A 21,232-nucleotide genomic window follows, 5' to 3' on the forward strand; every position below is an offset into this window, starting at 1 on the left:
TACGCATTGCATTTTTGTAAGGTCACAGGAAAACGAGCCTATCTTGCAATCTTCTTTGCCGAATTGCCCTTCTGTATATACACGCCATGCACAGGTGCTTTTTCCAAACGCCTGCCATGCAAATCATAAAAGGCGGGTTGCCCCACACTGTCTGTTTCCACCTGTTCAATGTCAGTTGAGTCATTCTCAACCTGCAAAATAGCATCAACTATCACACCTCCATTGGTCAGTATGCCATTGTCACCTGTACAAGTGCCGTCAGCTGCCTTGCGTCCACCAGCATCTACACTGTTCCAGTCAATCTTGAACCGCATGCGATAGTCGCCCGTCTTTTTTGGAGCCGTGAACGATGGTGGATTAAGAACGTTACGCGCATTGCCACTAATGTTCTCTCCTAAGGAATTTACCCCCGATTCATTTTTGAACGGATTGCCCGAGTAAAAGCTAAAAGCACGTAACTCGCTACCTTGCTGATTGGTATTTCCCTCTACGAAGGAGAACTGTTTATCGTGGTCTTCGTCAACATACACATAGCCATGCATCCAAGCACCAGCATAATCAAATTTTACCGTTAATGTCACTCCTGCCTTGCAAACAAAACGCTTGGCGTCGTCGGCAGTAAGGTCTACATAAGGCATCCTGCTGCCAATCGTCACCAGTTGCGGTGTTTCGCTGTCCGCGGTGAGTGAGATTGCGTTCAAATGCCTTTGTGTATTTACTGGCTGTGTCTGTTTGTCAAAGTTCACGGCATACAGTTGTTGCTCACCTATCGTAGCCTTCACTACTTCTATCTCGATTTCTGTCTCCACGCCCGAGCCGTCCAATGCCGTCGCTTTTATCATTGCTTTTCCTGGCTTCAGCCCTTTTACACAACCGTTGTACACAGTTGCCGTCTCTGTATCGCTCGATGTCCATGCACAAACGGGATAAGTAGCATCGATGGGCAACACATTGGTTTGTAGCACAAAGGTTTTGCCAACTTCTACCTGTCTATTGTCACGCTCAGCGACAAGAGCGATGGATGTCACATTTACGGCAAACGCCGAAGCATCCATGCCTTCGAAACTATACATGCTGCTGCCTGGTAATTTTACGATAAGTGAGCGGTCTATGTCAACGGGTACGCCCTCCTGCAGCCCATTCAAAGCAGCTTGTTCGCCAAACGATTTGCGCAACACTACACTTCCAGTCACTTTGGCAGGAATGTTAAGCGCCTCACGAAGTGTAAACTGGTATGTTTGCTCATCATTTCCACCATTGCGAAGCGTCAACACCGACTTTGTTCCATTCCATGCAGCCCAACCATAAATCGTTGTCTTGACGCCATTCCAAGGATTGCCACCAACCCAATGTATGTCGGGCAAGACATCGGCATTGCGTTTCTGCCATTGTATGCACTCTGCCAAGTCGCTCCACAATTTGCCGTCAGCGATATTGTTCATCAAGGCATAGTCGTTGTACAGCTCCACCATACCCGAACCACAGGCAAAGGCGCAACGCAACTCACGCCTGCATGCCTCATAGTCCATATTCTTGCTCACCTGTCCAAAGCTGGTGAGGATGAATCCATGAGTCATCAAAGTATTGATAGGACACAGCGGTGAACTCGCCACATAGTTTTGGTAAACCAGTCTGTCGCGATAAGTAATCCAGTTTTCTCGATCAATAGCGTTGTTGCCAATGGTTCCATAATCGCCCTCCTGTCGCCAAGTAGCATCCGTAAAATGATACCAAAATGGACTGGCCCAGGTTCCTACCGTAGTGTTGAAAAAGATATCGCGCTTGAGTTTTTCACGCACATAACGCTCCAAACGGATGATACCTTCAGCATTTTCATTGCCCACATCTCCCTTGTCTGGACCTGTTGCCGAGAACTGTGCGGAGATGCCGTCGAACTTAAAAAAGTTGAAGTTTCCGTTGTTTTGAGTAAGATTGTTAGCCGCATCCAAGAACACTTTGTAGTAGGCTGGGTTTGAAAGCACCATGCCACCCTTGTCTTTCCAATAGTTTCTGCGGTATTCTCCGCTTTGCCCATATCCGCCAACGGGTCCTAACCATGCACCAACACCTGCACCCATTGTAGCTGCTTTGGCTGCAATGTCACGCATTTCGTTAGGAAAGCCTGCATGAAACGTCCATGTTCCGTAGTTATCCCATCCATCATCAATCACAAAACTGTTGGGGGCTACACCATAACGGTCGTAGAGTTTTGCTTTCCATTGGTTAAGTATGTTCAGCACCTGACTGGCTTTCATGTTGTCTGTGGGGTCCAAAGCGTTGTTGCGATCAATGTTCAGTTCGTACCATGAGATGTAAACTGGGTTGGAATGCCATGGTACTGCGCGCTCACGTTCGGAGTAAGCAAGGAACGAACGGCGTTTCTGTGTCTTATTTATGTCGTTATTGGCTTGTTGCCCATCTTGCGCAACCAATCCCACAACACTTGATATTTTCCACGTTTCTCCATTTTTCAAGGTAGTGTTTCTACTCCAAAGTCCCTGTATTGGCACCAAGTCTTGTTGCGCTACGATGTTTTCCTTGGGCGAGAAAATATCTACTGTCAGTTTGCTGGTAGCCGTTATCGTCTCGGTCTTTGTCTCCGCAAAGACACGCAAGTCGAATGTTCCGTCGTAAGGAGCAATAAAAGAAAATGCATTATCTTTCTCTGTAGAACCCGTATATCCCTTGTGATAATCACTGGCAGTAACGTCACCATGACCATCCAGCAAGTCGGCTCCACCCAAATTTAATCGGTGCGATCCACCTGTATAGCTGACCGTTACCGACACCTTTTGATTCTTCTTCAATACAATGTCGTGCATGGTATAGGCACAAACCTGCGGATAAGCTGCACCAGTAGCTTCTATTACTCGCATGGGCAAACGAGTCTCATCTACCTGCAACCATGATGCCACCTGCAAGTTCTCCTCTTTGTTGCTCACCAACTCGTACGCATGGTCGCTTCCTACTGCATTACCCACGGAGTTGTATCCTACGGGATTCTCCAATCCTGCAAACAACTGATTGCTCAAAATCACAGCACCACGGGTGTTTCCCACCACTTGTGGCACACTACCAGCGGCTTTTGTATCTACCATATATAAAAGAGGTGTCACGCTGTGCATATCTACATCGCCCATGCCAGTCATCTCCATTTCGCTTCGTAGGTAGTGACTACCGTCCCTTAGTACGGCTTTCCATACCGTTTGCAGGATGGCATCGCCAAACTTGTATTCATACTTTGCCACCAATGCCTTTCCGGGATAATGTTCCGCACCACCCACCGCTTGGGGGTTGGCAGGCAAGTCTACAAGTTCAACGCTCCTTAATTTCATGGCTGAAGCAGGAACACACATGCCCTCACCAAAAGCCACCACAAAGAGTTCGGTGCCTGGTTGCAAGTTCATGGCTTTACATCCAGCAAAATACAGTTGTCCGTCTACTTGCATGAACGAAGCTGCCAACACATTGTTGCTCAAGGTGTACACTCCATTTTTCTCCGTTGCAACAGCCACTCCAACATTGTTTTGCTGTGCAGGGTACACCACGGCATTAGCATAAGTGGCAACGGCAGGCTGCACGGGAGTATTGGCATAAGCTACCGTGATGCGATGCAATGCATCGTCGATGGATATAACGGCAAACTTACCCGTTTGACGTGGTGCGACAATATCGGATTGCTGCAGTGCTTGCAGGGTAGTGTAAACATCGCCAGAGACATAGTTCTCACCCTTGATTTGTATCTTTTCCGCTCCAGTTACTTTGACGGTATAACTATGGCGTACCATTTCCTTGATGTTCCACTTACTTCCGTTGTCCCGATTGCCACCATCTGTCCAAAGTCCTACAGACACCTTGCCGTCCAAAGGGTTGCTTGCACCTATGCCCTCAAACCAGTTGAAGTATAATGCCGCCTTGTCTCCTTGTGCCGTGACAGGTGAGAATTCGTAGCTATCGTTACCAACGGGCGAAGTAACAAAATAGCAGTGTTCGTTTTTCTGCTCGCTGAGCGTAACGAACGCTGTACCTGTTCCATACGATGCGCCAACTGTATAGGTGAGCCACTTCTTGGCTCCATAGCTGTAAATATAGTAGCTTCCAGTCTTTCCATCAACGGCATAGAAGGCAAACAAACCGCAATTCGCATCCGTCTGTGTAGGAGCAGTTAGCATATTCATGCTGTATCCGTTGCCATTTTTAATGGTGTAAAGATGTTCGGGACACCCATCGGCAGGCAAAGTGGTTGACGGCTGCAACACTTCGGCACTACCATGCAACGCAAAGAGGTTCACCATCAAGGTAAATAATAACAATGTTTTCTGAATCATAGAAATGAAAATATTTAGGTTTAGAATGTTTGTACGATTGATACTGCCACCACACTTCATGGCAGTGCCAGCTATCGGTACACTGTTGCTCCAAAAAGAAGCGTGCCTTTCCTGCACATCAGCAGGAAAGGTACGCATCAATTATTTTGTCAAATGTGATTGGGTTACTTCACCACTTTCACAGTCTTGGCTCCCTTACGGATAAATACGCCATGGGTAGGTTCGCCTTTGAGGCGGCGACCAGACAAGTCGTAGTATTCTACAGGCTTGTTGTTGCTCTTCTCAACACCAGCAATACTCGTAGCCTCATTTGTTACACGCAGTATAGTGTCGATGATTTTTCCACGGTTTTTCAATATGCCATTGTCACCGTAGCATGTGCCGTCAGCAGCAATCTGACCACCTGCGTCAACACTATTCCAGTCTACTTTCAGGCGAATCACATAATCGCCAGGCTCTGAAGGAGCATTGAATGCCGGTGGATTCAGTACGTTGCGGTCATCGCCCGTAAGTGTTTCTCCCTTAGAGTTCACACCCTGGCTGTCATCGCTGAAGTTACCCGAATAGAAGCTGTACGCATAAAGCTCTGTACCCGTTTGGTCAGTTTGACCATCATTGAAGCTGAACTGCTTGTCCTTGTTGGTGTCGATGTACACATAGCCATGCATCCATACACCAGTAAATTGGAATTTAACCGTCAGCTCTTCACCCTTCTTGCAGGTAATCACTGCACTGGGGTCTTTCATAAGATTTACATAAGGCTTAATGCTTTCTATGGCAACAGTTTGCTCAGCGGTCTCTGTACCTGCAACAGAGAAACCAGTAACCTTACGGTCGGTGTCGACAGGATCAACTTCCTTGCCGAAGTTCACCTTATAGTCACCATCTACGGGATTGGGGTTTGGCTCGTCTGCCTCAAGGGTAAGCACCCACTTGCTGCCATCGTCCAATCTGGCAGGGTCCTTCCACAAACCTACGGTAACAGTTCCATTCAATGGGGTTTGCTCTCCTACACCGCCATACCAGTTAAGGTACTGCTCAGCTTTGTCACCTCCTGCCGTAGCGGGAGCAAAGTCGTATGCGCCATCGTCGGTCTTGCTTACGAAGAAATAGCACGCATCAACCTTTTCAGCACCTAAAGTCACAAATGCCTTTCCGCCCTCATACTCGTCAGCAGTCTCGTAAGTAATCCATTTCGCCTCAGTAGTACTGTAAATGTAGTAGGCATTTTCTTTCCCTGCCACTGCATAAAATGCAAACTTCCCGTATTTGTCATACGTTCTGGTAGGACAGGTCTGGCCATTCATGTGAGTACCTTTGGCACTCTTAATAGTAAACACATGCTCAGGAGTACCAGCAGAAGGCAACGTAGTAGATGCCACCAAATCGGCTGCAAATCCTTGTGCAGAACAACAGGCTACAAACATAGCCAACAAAAGTAAAGTTTTTCTCATCACTTGTTTTGATTAAAAGATTAATAATAAATGTTTGGTTAATTATTTGCTTTTGCAAAAAAGTTTCACATCTCGTCCGTGTGTGTCGCCTCGTGATAGCAAAGCGAACCGTAAGTCATAGCAACATTGTTTATGCACCATTCCATGATGTAATTGATTGCTCAAGACATCTGTAATGCAAAAATAACAATAAAAAGGACATAACCACACTTTTTTGCAATCTTTTTTTTCATCAACGAATGTTTTATTGCAATTTTTCTCATACGCTGATACAAAAATAGTGATTCGGGTTATCAATTTGATGTTTGCCAAAAAGCCCTTCAACATCGAGCATAATAATTATGAAAAATTAGGACAAGGGCGTCCAAAACTTGCATATTTGCAACCACCCTCTCACTTGGTCGCAAATACGCGAAAAATGTAATCGCTTGATTATCAAGTACTATCATCACTATCGTGCTTCACACGTCCTATTATATCAATGTTTCAACCTGCTTAAAGCATGACAATAGCCGTGCAAGTACAATGGAGTTGTCCCACTATTCTCATGTTCTGGGAGTGTTATCTCAATGAGTTAGTGAAATTGAGACGAAAAAACACTCAAATAAAGGCTATCAAAGAAGAATAAAAACTCTATTTTGAAAAAGTAAAAATGTCAAAATATTGTACAAATCTCCTTCTTTTCTTAGTCTTTTACACCAAAATTTTTCATGATTTTTGCTTACACACATAAGCGGCAAAAAGCAGCACAACAGCATATCCCACCAAAGGGACAACAAATGGCACTAACATATTGATGGTGTCTGCAAGATAACCCATCAACAGAAAGCCACAACCTCCGATAGGGGTCATCATCAATAACGACGATGCACTTTTTGTTAGATTTCCTAAATGGCTCAATGAAAGCGCAAAGATAGTGGGAAACATAATCGCCTCAAACAGATAGTTAGCAATGAGGGCTATCATCGAAACTTTTCCTATATCCATTAACACCAGTGCTACACTGCACACACTCCCCACGGCACAATACAAGAGCATTTTTTGTGGAAGAATGTGACGCATCAACCAACTTCCTAAGAATCGCCCTACCATGAAGAACGCTAAAGCTGCCGTCAAGACAATGGAAGCTTGGTTATCTGACATCCAACCTTGTCCTGTCACAAAGTTGATAAAATAGCTGTTGATAGAGATTTCTGCCACTTCGTACGCCAAAAGAGCCGATAACCCAAACACAAACAGGGGATGCTTGCAAAGTTTGACAAAATGATTACCTTGGGCTTGGTCTTCTGCTGTAACCTCATGCTGGATTTCAGGCAAATCAACACGCATAAAAATAACAGCGATACCCAACACCAAAATACCTAAAATGGTATAGGGAATCACCACGTTACCCCCATTAGAAGTACCGTTAAAAAGGAATTGACCTACCGCCAAAGTTGCAAAAAGACTTCCCAATCCGTTGAAACTCTGTGACAGGTTGAGCCTACTGGTCGCTGTTTGCACTGGACCAAGCTCCGTGACGTAAGGATTGGCAGCCGTCTCCAAGAATACCAAACCGCAACCGATGACAAACAACGCACCCAAATAGGCATAAAACTGACCTATCTCTGCACTGGGAATGAACAGCAATGCCCCCACTCCAAACAACAACAATCCAAATACGACACCTCTTCTATAGCCGAACTTATTGATAAACAAACCTGCTGGAATGGCCATCAGGAAGTAGCCTAAATACGTAGTTACCTGTATCCAAGCCGATTGCGTAATGGTAATGTCAAGCGTATTTTGGAAATGCTTGTTCAGCACATCAAGGATAGCACGTGAAAATCCCCACAGAAAAAACAGTGAGGTGATGAGTACAAAGGGTACAAGGTAACGCTTATTGGTGAGTTGAGGGTTGTTAGATTTCATCGTTTGTTTATTCATAAATATGCTGTTCTTTCGCTTGATGACGGACACTGGGCTGTCATCCACTACGTCTTATAACAAAGAGATAGTAGGGCAAAGGTAGTAAAATATGTGTACAACACCCGCATTTTCGCACAATAAAAATAAATAATGTGTACATAGACCACCTTCCAAACAAGAGGAACACGACTTAGCCAACAAGCTCACCTGCAGCAACTGCTTTCGCTAAAAGTAGTTATGCCTGCAAAATGAAGCATCCAGAAAATACCTATTTTTGGGTATGTACATTTTTTTTCTGAATCGAGAAGTTGACATATCTTTGCAACTCGAAAGAGTTATTCAGAATAATAATAATTATCAAAATAGTAAAATGTTGAAAAAAGAACAACGAACGCAAAAGATTCTATCGGCTCGAGACTCCCTTTTCAAGGGATGCTTGCTCATGCTGACGATGCTGTTTCTAAGCATCTCTGCCACGAAGGCATACAACGACACGAGTGCAAGCACAGACAAAGCTGAGGAAGGTAACGTAACTCTTCAAGTTACAGATGCGCTAACGGGCGAACCCATATTAGGAGCCGTTGTGAAAGATAGCAACGGTAAGACATACGTCACCAACGAGTCGGGTACCTGTATTATAAAGTTAGGCAACACCGATAAGAAGGTGAAAATCACTGTCACATTCGTAGGTTATAAGAGTTACATTTCTTATGTATCAGCACAAACACACAGACTGAACATCAAACTAAAGGAAGATGCTCAGCAATTAAGTGGTGTAACGGTGACATCAAAAAAGAGACACACCGACATCATGCAGCAAGCCAAGACACTGGACCAAAGTATACTCGAAAAAGGCGGTGCCACCTCGTTGGCAAAAATATTGGAAACTATTCCTGGTGTGAGTTCTATCAGTGCTGGTAATACGGTGGCTAAACCTGTTATTCAAGGTATGCACAGTAGCCGTATTCTGTTGATGAACAATGGTGTGAAATTGGAGAGCCAGAGTTGGGGTAACGATCATGCGCCAGAAATTGACTACACAGGTGCCAGCATGGTAGAGGTTGTAAAGGGTGCCGAATGTATCCGTTACGGTTTTGGTGCCATGGGTGGTGTGGTATTGCTTAACGCTGCGCCATTGCCCTATGGACATAACAAGCCCATCGTGAAAGGAGTTACCAACATCGGCTATGACACCAATGCCCGAGGGATAAGCGGTTCAGGAAGCATTGAAGCTGGTTGGAAGAATTTCGGTTTGCGTCTGCACGGCAACTATACACGTGGTGGTGACTACCATACGCCCGAATACATCATGAATAACACGGGCTACAACAACATCAGCATGTCTGCCATGGGTGGTTTTGAGAACAAGCGCATCACGGCAACGGTGCTTACAAGTTTGTTCTACCAACGTTCTGGTATCTATTTTGGCAGTCAAATATCCGACTTGGCGCAACTACAAGAACGATTCCGCATTGGTCGTCCAACAGAGTCGTCATTGCAACCATTCAGTTATGAAATTGGTATACCCTTCCAGCAATCACAACACTTCACGCTGAAGGGCGAGGTGAAATATCGCATCAACCCAAAGCAATCGCTGGATTTGACTTTGTCGTTTCAAGAAAATTTGCGACAGGAGTATGAGAACCGTATGAAAAAGGAGTGGAGCGTCATCCCGATGCAAGACCTTATATTGAAAACATACAAGGCCGACTTGTCATATCGTGCTTCATGGAAGCCTCACAAAATGTCTACCTTTGCAGGCTTGGCAAATACATACCAAATCAACTACAACTTCCCAGGCACCAAGAATCCTGCCTTCGTACCAAACTTTGCAGCTCTCACCATGGGTGGCTTCCTGTTGCAAAAGGCGACTTTCTTTGAAAAATTGCAATGCGAATTGGGCTTACGTTACGACTTTAGAGTGATGAGCGTGAGCGGTTACACGACGTTGAACAAGTACGACTATTACGATGATTTCAAGGTTTACAGTAATTTCACCTCGAGCTTTGCTACTCACTATCAGTTTAACGACAACTGGGACATGCGTGCGAACATCGGTTGGTCGTGGCGTCCACCAGACATCAACGAGCTTTATGCCATCGGACTGCAAGAAGGTTCTTACTGGGTAGTGGGCAATAGAGACCTTAAGAGTGAGCGTGGCTGGAAGTCCATCTTAGGGGCAAGGTATCGCAACACATGGGTATCTGTAGAGCCAAGCATGTTCTACCAACACATCAATAGTTATATATACGACCATATCGGCTATGGCGCTAATCGTTTTCATAACAGTCCAAGTGGAAAATACGCCAAGTTTATGTATGATCAGGACGATGTGAGGCTGTATGGTGGCGATATAGAAGCTACAGTAAATCCCATTAAAGGACTCAGTATCGTAGCAAAGGGCGAATGGATATTCGCACGCAACATTACACGAGACGACTGGTTGCCTTTCATGCCATCAGACAAGTATGGACTGTCAGCCAACTATGAACATATCTTCGGTGCAGAGAAAAAGATAAAGGCATCATTCTCTCTCTCTGGCAACTATGTCACAAAACAGGAACGTTTCGACCCCAACAAGGATTTAGTGGCAGTATCGCCAGATCCTTACTTCTTGCTTGGCACCACAGCAGACGTTGCCTTCAAGCTACCAAGCAACAGGGAAATAAAGGTAGTGTTGGTAGGCGACAACATTCTCAATACATTATATAAGGAATATACAGACCGATTTAGATATTATGCGCACGAACGTGGCATGAACTACTCTTTGCGCACAATCATTAAATTTTAAGAAAATGAAGTTACAATATAAGACAATAATGCGTTCAACTATTTTAGCTGTAGGATGCTGCTGCATGCTTGCCGCATGTTCTACCAATGATGTTGATGATTTCTTGAAAACAATAGTAAAAGCTCCTCCTGCTTCTATCGAGTACAATGGCAAGGGACACTCACAGATATATGCAGTGAGCGCCGTACTTAGAATGGGGTTCAGGGGTGGTAACATAAAGGTAGGAAACTTTGGTGCCGACAACAGTATAGACAACACATACGAACAAGACTCGTACAACATGATAAGCGTGAACACGGATAAACCGACAGACTATCCGCTCATGCAACAAATTGAGATAAGCAAGGACGACAATGGACAAATGCAAATTACCAGTCAGCGCGACCATTTTGATGTAGTTGCATCAGATGACGTTTATTACGGACTTGAGCTTACGTATTATGGAGCCAACCACCAACAAATAAATGGTGAGTTCATACAGTTCTATTACAAGAAAAATGGAGCCCCAGACCTCGACAACTCCACGCTGGTACAACACCAACACTTCTTTACCATTGGCAACGAAGTATTGAAACACAGTTACACTATAGACGGTAAAACCATATCCAAGAATAGTAAGCAGGGTTTTTACCCACACACACTGGATGAGAAACCCACCTATTATCCAGAGCTTACTTTTGAAATGGAGGGCGACAAGTTAAAGGCCTGTGACATCACCACTACCAATGCACTGCTTGCACCTGAAAGTGGAAACAAATCAGAAATTATGCCGTATGACAGCACTCTGATAGACAAAGCGATAAATATATTCCCTACGCTGAAAAGAAATCAAGCCACATGGACCGAAAATGGCTATAAATTCTTTCAAACACTCACCATGCCAAATGCGGCAGCACTTGCTAACAAGTTGTTTACATACCAATACCGAGATACCGACCCATTTGAAAAACAATTGGGATATGAATATCAAGAAGGTAGTGGTGACGGTGGCGTAGTTGACGATGGCACAAATACACTGAGACAAAGACAAGGCGATTTCGTGGAATTGCTGCATCAATGCCGAAAAATAGGTACGGGTCCAAACAATTTGGACAGAATGGGATTCAAGGGTGTGCTGCAGTTTAATCAAGCCAACACCGAGTTTGCTATGCAAATAAGCCTATGTAACATCGTGTCACAAATGGATAAATCAAAGAATGCTATTTGGCCCAAATATGGAAATGATAATCCAGATGCCGACTCAAAGACTTGTTCTGAAATTCCTACACTCGGATTGGGAGGAAGTAGAGGACTTTACAATTTTAATGAGATAAAATCAGAATGGAGTAATCACGACATTGACATTCCACTTACATTCCGTGTCATTGCGGACATGAAAGATGGTGACGAGAAGTTCGCGGAAGATTTCAAAAAGTTCTATCCTCACATGGATACCAATGAAATCAAGAATTATTTCTTCAATCCTCAATATTTGTTGTCCAGGAATCGCAAGAATATATTCGTCATGTAGACTTCAGCTAAATGGAAGGCATTTGCGCATCATCATTCCTCACATGGCTGACACGTTCTCCTAACTAAGGAAAATTTACATACACGGCTAAGAGAAGTGAGAGTGTTTAGCAAAGTGCCAATTATACTGGACTATCTAATCAAGACATTTACATAAAAATAATAAAATGAAAAAATATAGTTTTTGTTTCGTTCTTATATTGATACTATGTACATCATGTGATGATTTCATCTTTGGTAACATGAACATCAATTACAACGAAAACCCACTTGAATACAAAGAAGTGCCACACAGCGGTGCGGATGCCATGGTTGACAGCTTGAAGAAAAAAGCTCCCTTTGGTGATGCCATGAGTAACCCCGACCAAGATGGCGCATTCAACAACTGGGCTCGTTGCTTAGTCATGTTCAAGGAAGGACACTCACACGGAGATGAAAAATTTCATGGCAATTATGTTTACCCAGCAGCGCCATGGAGACAAGAAGAATTTGTTATAGTAGAAAACAACTCACAAAAGTTTCCTACTGTAAAGGTGGAGTGGGAAAAGAGTATTCAAACTGTTTTTGAAAAGAAGTTAGGCAAGCCTACTCCCCAGCAACCTTACATTCGCCTTATAGGTGGAGATAAAAACCTTTGGGGTATATGCTTGTACTTCTTGGATAAAGATGGAAAGTTGCTTAACGATGAGATATACAAGCACTCTGATGAGTATCAAATATTCTTTACCATCAGCGACGTGGACGATAAGGGTAACCCATACAAGATTGAAGACTGTAGAGGTACTTGGGAAGTTGACAAAAATGGGAAAGATGGCAAAGTAGATGATCATCCTGTCGTATCACCTTATTTCGAAGGAGTAGATAAGGACGGAAGTTTAGGGCACGATATCTTCATGCGTAGACAAAATGCAACCAAGAATTTGTTTGAATATGCCTACCGTGACACATGGCATCAGAATGCCATGGCTGACGGTATGCGCGAGTTTTACAACATTAGGTTGCTGCCACCCCTTGATGCCACCGATGCTAATTCATGCGTTTCCTATGACAAGGACTGCGTAGGACTAAAAGGACATATCAACTTTTACTATGAGGCTAACGAGCCTTCATCTAATTTTAGACCTGAAATAGATGGACGATATGGGTCTGGAGAGAATAAAGACACATGGCCTTTCATGGTTAAAGGTTTTTCTGGTGAGTCTGTAGTATATAGCCGTCCTTCATACATATTGCCCTACTTCTATCTTTCCGTAAGAGTAATGAAATGTCAAAAGGGAAAGAAGGCATATATTCCTAAGGCCACCATTGCCAACAAGGAACTTGACTATGCTGGATATTGGGACTGGATGAAGAGCGAAAAAGCCTGCGCACCTTTCTATAATCCTTTCTGGCAATCGAAGAATACAACCCTCGAGGCTCCTGAATGGAAAGAGCTTATACGCTTCAACATACCTATCAAGGTGTATTGCAACAGGTTCGATTCCGATCCGACAAACGTTTCTCCTGCAGAACCATATTATTTCTACTTAGGTAGAGAGATTGGATTAACAGGAAAACAAGCATACGAAGCAAGCCAAAATGTTAAGACGCATGGCTTTGGCGCATTTGGCAACTGGTTCCTCTAATTCATACAATTATTATAAACAATAAAAATTATCAGTACAAATAAACAAAACAAAGATATGAAAAAAATAAATTACACCTTGACATTAGCCTTCATGGCATTGTCAACTCTTTTCACAGCATGTCAGAGAAATGGAGACATGCCAGACAGAACTGATGCTAATTCAACAGTAGACCATCTCATTTTCAAAGAAGTTTTTTACATTGGTTACTGCACTTATAGGGATTTGTCTTCCATGGGCTTCAAAAGCCAATATAGTAGATACGAGGATGCCAACTATCTGGTGATATACAATCCTACCAACCAACCGATATCGCTTGCCAACATGGCACTCGCATATCATGCCGTTGACCCAAGTATCCAATTTTCGTTCCAAAAAGATGGAGCTGGAGATTTTACCAAAAGGTATTATGGTATTGGAGGTATGTCGTACTTCCCCAACGACCCTGTAACAAAAAAACCACACATTATACAGCCTGGTGACAGTGTCATCGTAGTGAAGTATGCGTGTGATCACAAGAAGAAATTCCTTGCCGAGAACGAGATCACTGAAGATGATGCAAAGAAAGATTACTTTGGCTGGGAGGCTCTGCCCGACTATAGTAAACTTCCAAAGGACAAGACCTTTGAATTGTGCAACCAGCATTCACCGAAAAACGGAATGTGCGACCCTAACGACAAATTTGACAACAAGGATATTCCAAACATGCGTGACCTTGTTTTGTGGGATGAACTTCCATTTAAGGGGCCAAGTCAGAGTATGCGCATGGCTTTAGTGAAGCTCCCTGATGGCGATGCATCCAAACCTCATACCAAAGACGAAAATGGATTTTATCCTGACGAATCGCCACGTTCACGCAACAATTGGTATCGACTATATGATTTGTATGGAACCGAGCAGGACCAAATTAATGACGAGACAGATCCGCTGAAGAAAAGAGAATTAGAAAAGAACAGAAAATACCCAACGGCATACTACCACATGATATATAACACAACTGGTATGGGAGGCATCAATGCTATTGAGCTGAATTACAATTGGGTTGTCGACTTCCTTACCATTTGTCCTTCGACAGATAAGAAAATGGACTTGCTGACAGGTCCAAGCTCTGTAACAGTATATGACGCAACAGGACACCCCGTAATGGAAGGAACAGAAGAAAAGAAAGAAAAAGTATGGTGGTACGACAGAGGAACGGCAAGTGTCTGCAAGCGGATATTTGGAATTAATGACTTTTCTAATCCCTCATTCGATCCTTCGCAATTACAAGGTGCACTGATTCGTCGTAACAATGGAAAGGTTTTTGTAGCCGAAATGAGTTCTGCGCTGAACTTCACAAAAGGTGTACCATCACTGTGCAGACGCGACAACAATGGAAAACCGTTAGACATGACCGCATACTGGAAGATTAACTCCATCAATGCACGTACCAAGAAGAAATAAGAGTTGGGACGTACAAGGATAACTAAACAACAATCATTGATATAAAGAAGACAAACAAATGAAGAAGATGATGCTATGTGCATTGGCAACAATTGCGCTTTTAGCAAACTGTACACGTGACGGACAACCAGAAGAAAAGAAAAATACCGCAGAGACAGAAAGCACGGACCTGATTATAAAAGACATTTACTATGCTGGAGACTTCGTGGAGACACCCTACGGCAATAAATCTGAAGAAACGGATGACAAGTTTATTTCCGTCTACAATCCAACCAGCCATGACATAAGTCTTGAGAATATGGCCCTGGCACTATGTCAGTACAACGCCGTAGACAAAGTCAATTTTGAAAAGCCTAATTGCGATTATAGGCTGAAAGGGTTTGGGGTTTCCAATATAATTGGCTTCCCCAAAGATAAAAGTGGCATGTCATACACCGTAAAAGCAGGCAAAACTATTGTTATTGCTATGAGAGCCATCAATCATGCGGAAGGATACAAGAAGTATTTGACAGAGAATGGAGAAGATCCAACCAAATACAAAGGTATCGAAAAACTGATCGACCTTTCCAAAGCCGACTTTGAATGGGGACAGAATGGTAACGAAAACGTTCCACACATGACGTTCTTCTATTGTAAGGAAAACGACAAAGAACAGGAAAAACGAATGAAAGAAGACAAATCGAAAGTCGGAGTATGGGATGAAGACGACGATGAGTATGTACCTTTCGGATTTGAGCGAAACTTCACCATTGCGCTGATACGTTTGGCAGAACCTATCGAGAAGATAAAAGAGAATATGAACAATGCCAAGGTAAATGAAGCGTTGCTAAAAGAAATTGAAGAGCCGACGGCAAAGTATGGACGCTATGTCATGTGGAACGAGAGTGGACATCACTCACATTCACAAATTCTCATGTTTTTACCGAACCAATGGGTCGTAGATGCTGTAAACGTAAAGTTCAAAGGAGCTACTACTGAAAAAAGTTTCCCTATATCGGGTACGCTGGACAAGGGTTGGAATGGCGTTTACGAAAAGGCTGATGACAAGATAGACGTTGGTGCAGGCAAGATGATTACTCGACGTTTCAATGGAAAAAGATTATCCGATACAAACAACTCATCGGTTGACTTTGAGGTCAAGAAAGTAGTTGTACCTTCGAAATAAGAAGGCATGGGCATTGTAAATGCCTGCCTTCTCTTACTAAACTTCATAAAATAGGTTTTACCTAAATATGTTTAATTTAATGTTTTTATAGTATGAGAAAAATTTACATGTTAACAATGAGCCTGTTCGTTTGCATGGGTGCATTCGCAGGCAACGTAAACGGCACTATTGGTGATAATTTGAAATGGACGTTCACTGATGATGGCACACTTACCATTAGCGGAACTGGAGAAATGGAACACGCAGATGGTAACTCAGGGTATGCGTGGGGAACTGACAACCACACATTAGACCGTTCCTTAATCAAAAAGGTAGTGGTGGAAGAAGGGGTAACAAGCCTTGGCGAATACATCTTCTGGGATTGTCCCAGCCTTACGGAAGTAAAATTATCAAACTCACTGACGACACTTAGGAAAGAATGTTTCAAACATTGTACTGCGCTCAAATCCATAATATTACCTGACAACATCTCCATGATTGACGAGAGTGCTTTTGAGGAATGTAATGCTTTGGAAACCGTTACTTTCCCAAAGAGTCTGAAGGAAGTGAGTACAAAAGCATTCTACAACTGCAATCTTAAAAAGGTAGATCTTTCACAAACACAAGTAGAAACAATTGGCATGGGAGCTTTTGCTCACAATGTTCAATGTGAAGAGGTATACTTGCCAAAGACACTCAAAACCTTCGAAGGTGAAGACGAGGGTGCATTTTCTTCCTGTGGTGTGAAGAAAGCCGTATGTAGTGCAGTAGAGCCTCCCAAGACAATAAGTGGCGTATACGATTTTGTAACAGGTGAGAAGAAAACAGATCCTGTTGAATGGGTAGACATTTTCACTGGCTATGATGAGAATTTCGTATTGGAAGTACCCGCAGGAAGCGAGGATAAATACAGAAGCGCAAACGGCTGGAAAAATGCAGCCAACAACATTGCTACTGGTATCCGTGGTGTTAAGGCGTCTCAGGGAAAGGTTGGTGTGTACGACATCACTGGCAAGAGATACATGAACCATGCTGATGCACAAACAGTCAACACATTGCAACGTGGCGTTTATATCATCAACGGGAAAAAAGTGTTAGTTAAATAACACTCTCATTTATCCCCACCCATAGAATGTATTAAAGATGTACATAGGAAAACGTGCATAGAAACATCACCTTCTGTGCACCATAAAACAAAGGTTATTCAATACATACTGGTGGTGGGGATTTTTTATTTTATCAAATTTACCTTAGGCTATACCTCGTGTTACACAAAAACACAAAATAAGAAAGACACTCTTTCCTACACATCATTTATTGTTTCTAATATTTCCTTTAACAGGAAGGTGGCATTTTGGTTATGCGCCACGCCGGGCGTTACTTTGTACGAGTAAGACACTTTTGCACCCAATGCTATCTCGAAGCAATAATTGTGAAAACGTTCTCCCTCCATCTTCGACAATTCCAAATCGTGTGTGGCTATGACACCCGTCACTGGCAATGCCGACACCGCATGTAAAAACAGGCGCGAACCATTGAGCTTGTCCGCCGAATTGGTTCCTTTTAATATCTCATCCAGAATAATCAGCGTTTGCGAATTGTGCTGACACGCCGTAAGAAGTTGTTTCAGACGCAACAATTCGGCATTGAAATAAGAGATACCATGCGCCAAGTCGTCGGTGGTACGCATACTACTGAACAGGCTATATGCCGACACACGCAGCGATGTGGCAAACACAGGCATGCCGTTCATTGCCAAGATGTAGTTGATACCCAACGCCCTAAGGAAAGTACTCTTACCTGCCATGTTGGCTCCCGTAATGATATAATAGTGACGATGCTGTAATGTAAAATCGTTCCGCACCGCCTTTGCGCCCAAGAAAGGGTGGTACAGTCCCACTGCCTCGTACACCATTTCCTCGCTCGCCACCACTTCTGCCCTACCCGCTTGTGGCTCGTTGTAACGAAAAGTCGCCATGCTCACCAAGCCATCTATCTCGCTAATGGCATCGATCCACACAGGTACTTGACCTAAATACTGCCGTTGCCACCGCAGGAAACGACGCACCAAGAAGTAATCGCTCAAGAACAGTGCATCCATCAGGAAGAGTCCAAGGATGTTGCCACGCCTGTCCAAGCCGTTCAGGATGTCATTCAGCTGGTCGAACGACTGTCTTGCTCCTTGCAACACATTGACAATTGCTGCATTTTGAGGCGTGGTAAAGGTCGTTGTCTCACTCACCTGTCGTATCAACTTTACATAGACCTGCAACTGTGCATGCAACTTGTCGACCACCTTACTAATGACTCTACAAGCACCCGAACAAACAAAGAACACACCGAAGAAATGCAAAATGCCCCACCATAAGGGCAGTTGGGCACTCACCCAGCCTGCCACGGATGCCACGACAGCTGCAAACAGTCCGACAATGAGCAGCCACGCCAGTACGAAAGTCCATCGTCTCGCGGCAAAAGTGGGTATCTGCAACGATTTGATCTCTTGCAGTGCCTGCCGTATCAAGGCAGAATCAATTCTTCCGTCAGCGCCTAACGCCATGAATGTGGCTCGCCATGACTCCATGGTTGCCAACTCGTCAACAGCATCGGCACGTGCAGACCGATTGGCAACCGACGACAGTTGAGCCGCCAGCCAGTCACTACCGCCCGTGGTCACCGTGCGGTTGATGCGCTGAAACAACGAGTCTTTTCCAAACACATCCAAATCGAACGTAAACGGATGGTGCGCATCCACGTACCGTTCTCCGTCATCGAAACACGAAAAGTCGCCTGAGAGGTATTGTAGTTCTTGCGTATATACTTTGCGAAGTGCCTCTTGATAATGAATCGTTCGCTCGTTTTTCACATCATAATAACGCACCAGTGCATATACACTCAACGATACGAAGGACAGTATCAGCAAAACATTCCCCCAATCTACAATGGTGTACCCTACCAAAAAACCTAAGAATATGACAAAGGTAAATATTTCTTCAGCAACAAACCATTTATTTTTCCTTTTGAGTTGTCCAATGGCAGTCGCCAGTTGTTGTTCCTTTTCGAGATAATATGACTTCAAATTATCCATCACGTGTTAAAATATTCACAGCTAAAAGTGCAGTGAGTCTTCTCTACATTCAATCAATGCTGTAAGTTATCAAAAGTAAATATCTCTACAAAGGTAATGCTTTTCAGGGATTAGCAAATGCGCAAATTCGGCTATTAACAATCTTTCATCGTTCTATCCATGGTAGCTACCAAAACAAAACAGGCTATTTTGTGCACCAAAACAATCTGTTTTACAGCACAAAATAGCCTGTTTTTCGTTCCTGCCTCATGCAATCAGTGCACATCAAAACGAGCTGTACACCAACCGCTGAAGGAGTATTCTATGAAAGTGCTATCACTTCACAACCACCTTTTGAACCTGCTTACCTGTTTTCACCATGTAGACACCGGCTGGTAAGCCTTGACATGTTCTTCCCACATATTGCCCACGAAGATTGTAGACATAAGTAGGCTCAGATGGATTTGCAACTATTGACTGAACGCCCGTAACATCCTTCTTATTGTAAGCAGTAACCGTTGTTTGCTTTTCTGCTTTGGTAACAACAGAAACAACATTGTTATTTACAGCCATAGCAACAATAGAGTCTGCGGCAGCAGGTTTCAATGTACCATCTGCCTTGAACCAATAGTTGAGTTGAGCCGTCAAAGAATGCTTATCAGTCTTTTCTGCATACCCTGCCAACAATACTTCTCCATTGTTAACAAGCATATCAAAAATGCCTTGCGCATAATGGTTTACATCACCTTCGTCATAAGCATCGGCTGTCACCCAATTGACACTAAAGTCGGCAGGATGCAGAGAGGCAACGAACAAAGTGCGCGCTCCAACAGCTGGCAGGTCATTGTTGAAAGGATTGCTTCCAGCAGAAACGCCACTGACAAACAACTTGTCGCCCTCCAATGCCATGCGTCCGATTCGATAGTTATCACCCTCGTTATCTGCTTTCGTCATGAATGCTTTTGTCACAACGTTGCCTTCGCTGATAGACGCCAATACATAAACACGAGGCATGGTGCCCTCTGCTATCTCAGTTGTAAAATCCTTGCTTTCATTTGCCGTGTTGAGTGCCAACTTGCCATACCCCACGAAGGCTGCATATACGGTTCCATTGGCAGCCGTGAGACTCACATCCGTTGCATTATAAGTACCGTCATTGGTCAACACTTCTTTTGCCCCAAAGTCGGCAACCGATGTTGCACTCATCAAGTCTTCAGCTTTCAACGACATGATGCCTACACTATGGTTGTCCACATGCATAAAGCCAAAAGCAAAATTGTAACGACCTTTCCATGCCACGTTGTCTATTATCACATCTCCATCATGACGTAAAGCCACATACACTTTACCATTGGATACAGCCAAAGCGGTAGGTTGTACCTGGGCAAGGTTATCGAAATAGGTGTCTGGAGAGACAATGCTATAGTTGGTAGCCGCCTCAATGGTACGTACCACCTTGAGGTTTCCGTCCTTGTCGTATTTGGCTATAAAGGCAGCACGGCGAGTGGGTGTCAATGCACCATCAACCTTCATGCCTTGAAAAGTCTGAAAAGTGCCATCAACCGACTCGAACGTAACGTCTTCTGCCAAAGTTCCCAGAAGGTAAACATTGCCGTCAGCATCAGTAGCAAGGTCGGTAATGAGCGAATTACCTACCAGTCCTACAGCCCACTTCTCATTGCCGTTGGCATCATATTTTGCCAAATAAGCAGATGTCAGGCCATCAGGGTCTAATGAGGAAGCCCCAAAAGTAACCTCTTGGTTATAAGTACCAGTGACAAACACGCTCCCATCGGCTGCTACAATGGTGTGGATGCCAGAGAGCTTGGTAGCATCGGTGACAGGAGTAATCGACTTCGACCACGTAGCGGTCGTATTAGACAACTGAGCTTGTGCTGTGAGACTTGCTACAACAGCAACAAACATGAGTAAAAACTTTTTCATACGCTTAAATATTAAAGTGTTC

11 protein-coding genes are annotated in these 21,232 nt (G+C 43.8%); 6 read left to right on the forward strand and 5 right to left on the reverse strand.

Translation table 11 applies throughout. From position 1 onward, the window contains the following. Nucleotides 1–38 precede the first annotated feature (38 nt). From DEM91_RS02165 to DEM91_RS02175, 3 genes are all read right to left on the reverse strand, one after another. Nucleotides 39–4,466 carry an Ig-like domain-containing protein gene (locus DEM91_RS02165; RefSeq protein WP_249857838.1) on the reverse strand — a complete coding sequence of 1,476 codons (4,428 nt, stop codon included), beginning with the start codon at nucleotides 4,464–4,466 and terminating at the stop codon, nucleotides 39–41. A 26-nt stretch (nucleotides 4,467–4,492) separates the two neighbouring features. Next, nucleotides 4,493–5,782 carry a hypothetical protein gene (locus DEM91_RS02170; protein WP_249857824.1) on the reverse strand — a complete coding sequence of 430 codons (1,290 nt, stop codon included), beginning with the start codon at nucleotides 5,780–5,782 and terminating at the stop codon, nucleotides 4,493–4,495. A 708-nt stretch (nucleotides 5,783–6,490) separates the two neighbouring features. Continuing rightward, entirely contained in the window at nucleotides 6,491–7,693 is a 1,203-nt protein-coding gene (locus tag DEM91_RS02175; RefSeq protein WP_410525615.1) for a sugar MFS transporter, read from the reverse strand. Between the two features lie 367 nt (nucleotides 7,694–8,060). Here DEM91_RS02175 and DEM91_RS02180 point away from each other — a divergent pair, with 367 nt between their 5' ends. The 6 genes from DEM91_RS02180 to DEM91_RS02205 all read left to right on the forward strand — a co-directional run bounded on the left by DEM91_RS02180 (nucleotide 8,061) and on the right by DEM91_RS02205 (nucleotide 17,308). After that, nucleotides 8,061–10,481, forward strand: a complete 2,421-nt coding sequence (locus tag DEM91_RS02180; RefSeq protein WP_249857828.1) for a TonB-dependent receptor — start codon at nucleotides 8,061–8,063, stop codon at nucleotides 10,479–10,481. A 64-nt stretch (nucleotides 10,482–10,545) separates the two neighbouring features. Further along, nucleotides 10,546–11,991, forward strand: a complete 1,446-nt coding sequence (locus DEM91_RS02185; protein ID WP_195253172.1) for a hypothetical protein — start codon at nucleotides 10,546–10,548, stop codon at nucleotides 11,989–11,991. A gap of 166 nt (nucleotides 11,992–12,157) precedes the next feature. Continuing rightward, on the forward strand, nucleotides 12,158–13,615 hold the full coding sequence (locus DEM91_RS02190) for a hypothetical protein (RefSeq protein ID WP_195253169.1): 1,458 nt from the start codon (nucleotides 12,158–12,160) through the stop codon (nucleotides 13,613–13,615). A 57-nt stretch (nucleotides 13,616–13,672) separates the two neighbouring features. Then, a complete protein-coding gene (locus DEM91_RS02195) occupies nucleotides 13,673–15,058 on the forward strand; it encodes a hypothetical protein (RefSeq protein WP_249857829.1) in 1,386 nt (461 codons plus the stop codon). A 58-nt stretch (nucleotides 15,059–15,116) separates the two neighbouring features. Beyond that, on the forward strand, nucleotides 15,117–16,223 hold the full coding sequence (locus DEM91_RS02200) for a DUF4876 domain-containing protein (RefSeq protein WP_249857830.1): 1,107 nt from the start codon (nucleotides 15,117–15,119) through the stop codon (nucleotides 16,221–16,223). A 92-nt stretch (nucleotides 16,224–16,315) separates the two neighbouring features. After that, nucleotides 16,316–17,308 (forward strand): leucine-rich repeat domain-containing protein, encoded by a 993-nt coding sequence (locus DEM91_RS02205; RefSeq protein WP_249857831.1) that lies wholly within the window; start codon nucleotides 16,316–16,318, stop codon nucleotides 17,306–17,308. A 197-nt stretch (nucleotides 17,309–17,505) separates the two neighbouring features. Here DEM91_RS02205 and DEM91_RS02210 read toward each other — a convergent pair whose 3' ends face one another. Together DEM91_RS02210 and DEM91_RS02215 are read right to left on the reverse strand one after the other, a co-directional pair. Then, complete coding sequence (locus tag DEM91_RS02210) at nucleotides 17,506–19,287, reverse strand: MutS-related protein (RefSeq protein WP_249857832.1); 1,782 nt, start codon at nucleotides 19,285–19,287, stop codon at nucleotides 17,506–17,508. Nucleotides 19,288–19,602: 315 nt separating this feature from the next. Next, nucleotides 19,603–21,210, reverse strand: coding sequence for a cadherin (locus DEM91_RS02215; RefSeq protein WP_249857833.1), 1,608 nt, complete (start codon nucleotides 21,208–21,210; stop codon nucleotides 19,603–19,605). Nucleotides 21,211–21,232 lie beyond the last annotated feature (22 nt).

Origin of the sequence: Prevotella sp. TCVGH (assembly GCF_023522295.1) — a bacterium.
GTDB classification, from domain to species: domain Bacteria; phylum Bacteroidota; class Bacteroidia; order Bacteroidales; family Bacteroidaceae; genus Prevotella; species Prevotella timonensis.

Excerpts from the sequence above, each read along its gene's own strand:
- DEM91_RS02165 (WP_249857838.1), bottom strand. The coding sequence starts at position 4,466 with ATGCGTACCTTTCCTGCTGATGTGCAGGAAAGGCACGCTTCTTTTTGG.
- DEM91_RS02170 (WP_249857824.1), bottom strand. The coding sequence starts at position 5,782 with ATGAGAAAAACTTTACTTTTGTTGGCTATGTTTGTAGCCTGTTGTTCT.
- DEM91_RS02175 (WP_410525615.1), bottom strand. The coding sequence starts at position 7,693 with ATGAAATCTAACAACCCTCAACTCACCAATAAGCGTTACCTTGTACCC.
- DEM91_RS02180 (WP_249857828.1), top strand. The coding sequence starts at position 8,061 with ATGTTGAAAAAAGAACAACGAACGCAAAAGATTCTATCGGCTCGAGAC.
- DEM91_RS02185 (WP_195253172.1), top strand. The coding sequence starts at position 10,546 with ATGCTTGCCGCATGTTCTACCAATGATGTTGATGATTTCTTGAAAACA.
- DEM91_RS02190 (WP_195253169.1), top strand. The coding sequence starts at position 12,158 with ATGAAAAAATATAGTTTTTGTTTCGTTCTTATATTGATACTATGTACA.
- DEM91_RS02195 (WP_249857829.1), top strand. The coding sequence starts at position 13,673 with ATGAAAAAAATAAATTACACCTTGACATTAGCCTTCATGGCATTGTCA.
- DEM91_RS02200 (WP_249857830.1), top strand. The coding sequence starts at position 15,117 with ATGAAGAAGATGATGCTATGTGCATTGGCAACAATTGCGCTTTTAGCA.
- DEM91_RS02205 (WP_249857831.1), top strand. The coding sequence starts at position 16,316 with ATGAGAAAAATTTACATGTTAACAATGAGCCTGTTCGTTTGCATGGGT.
- DEM91_RS02210 (WP_249857832.1), bottom strand. The coding sequence starts at position 19,287 with ATGGATAATTTGAAGTCATATTATCTCGAAAAGGAACAACAACTGGCG.
- DEM91_RS02215 (WP_249857833.1), bottom strand. The coding sequence starts at position 21,210 with ATGAAAAAGTTTTTACTCATGTTTGTTGCTGTTGTAGCAAGTCTCACA.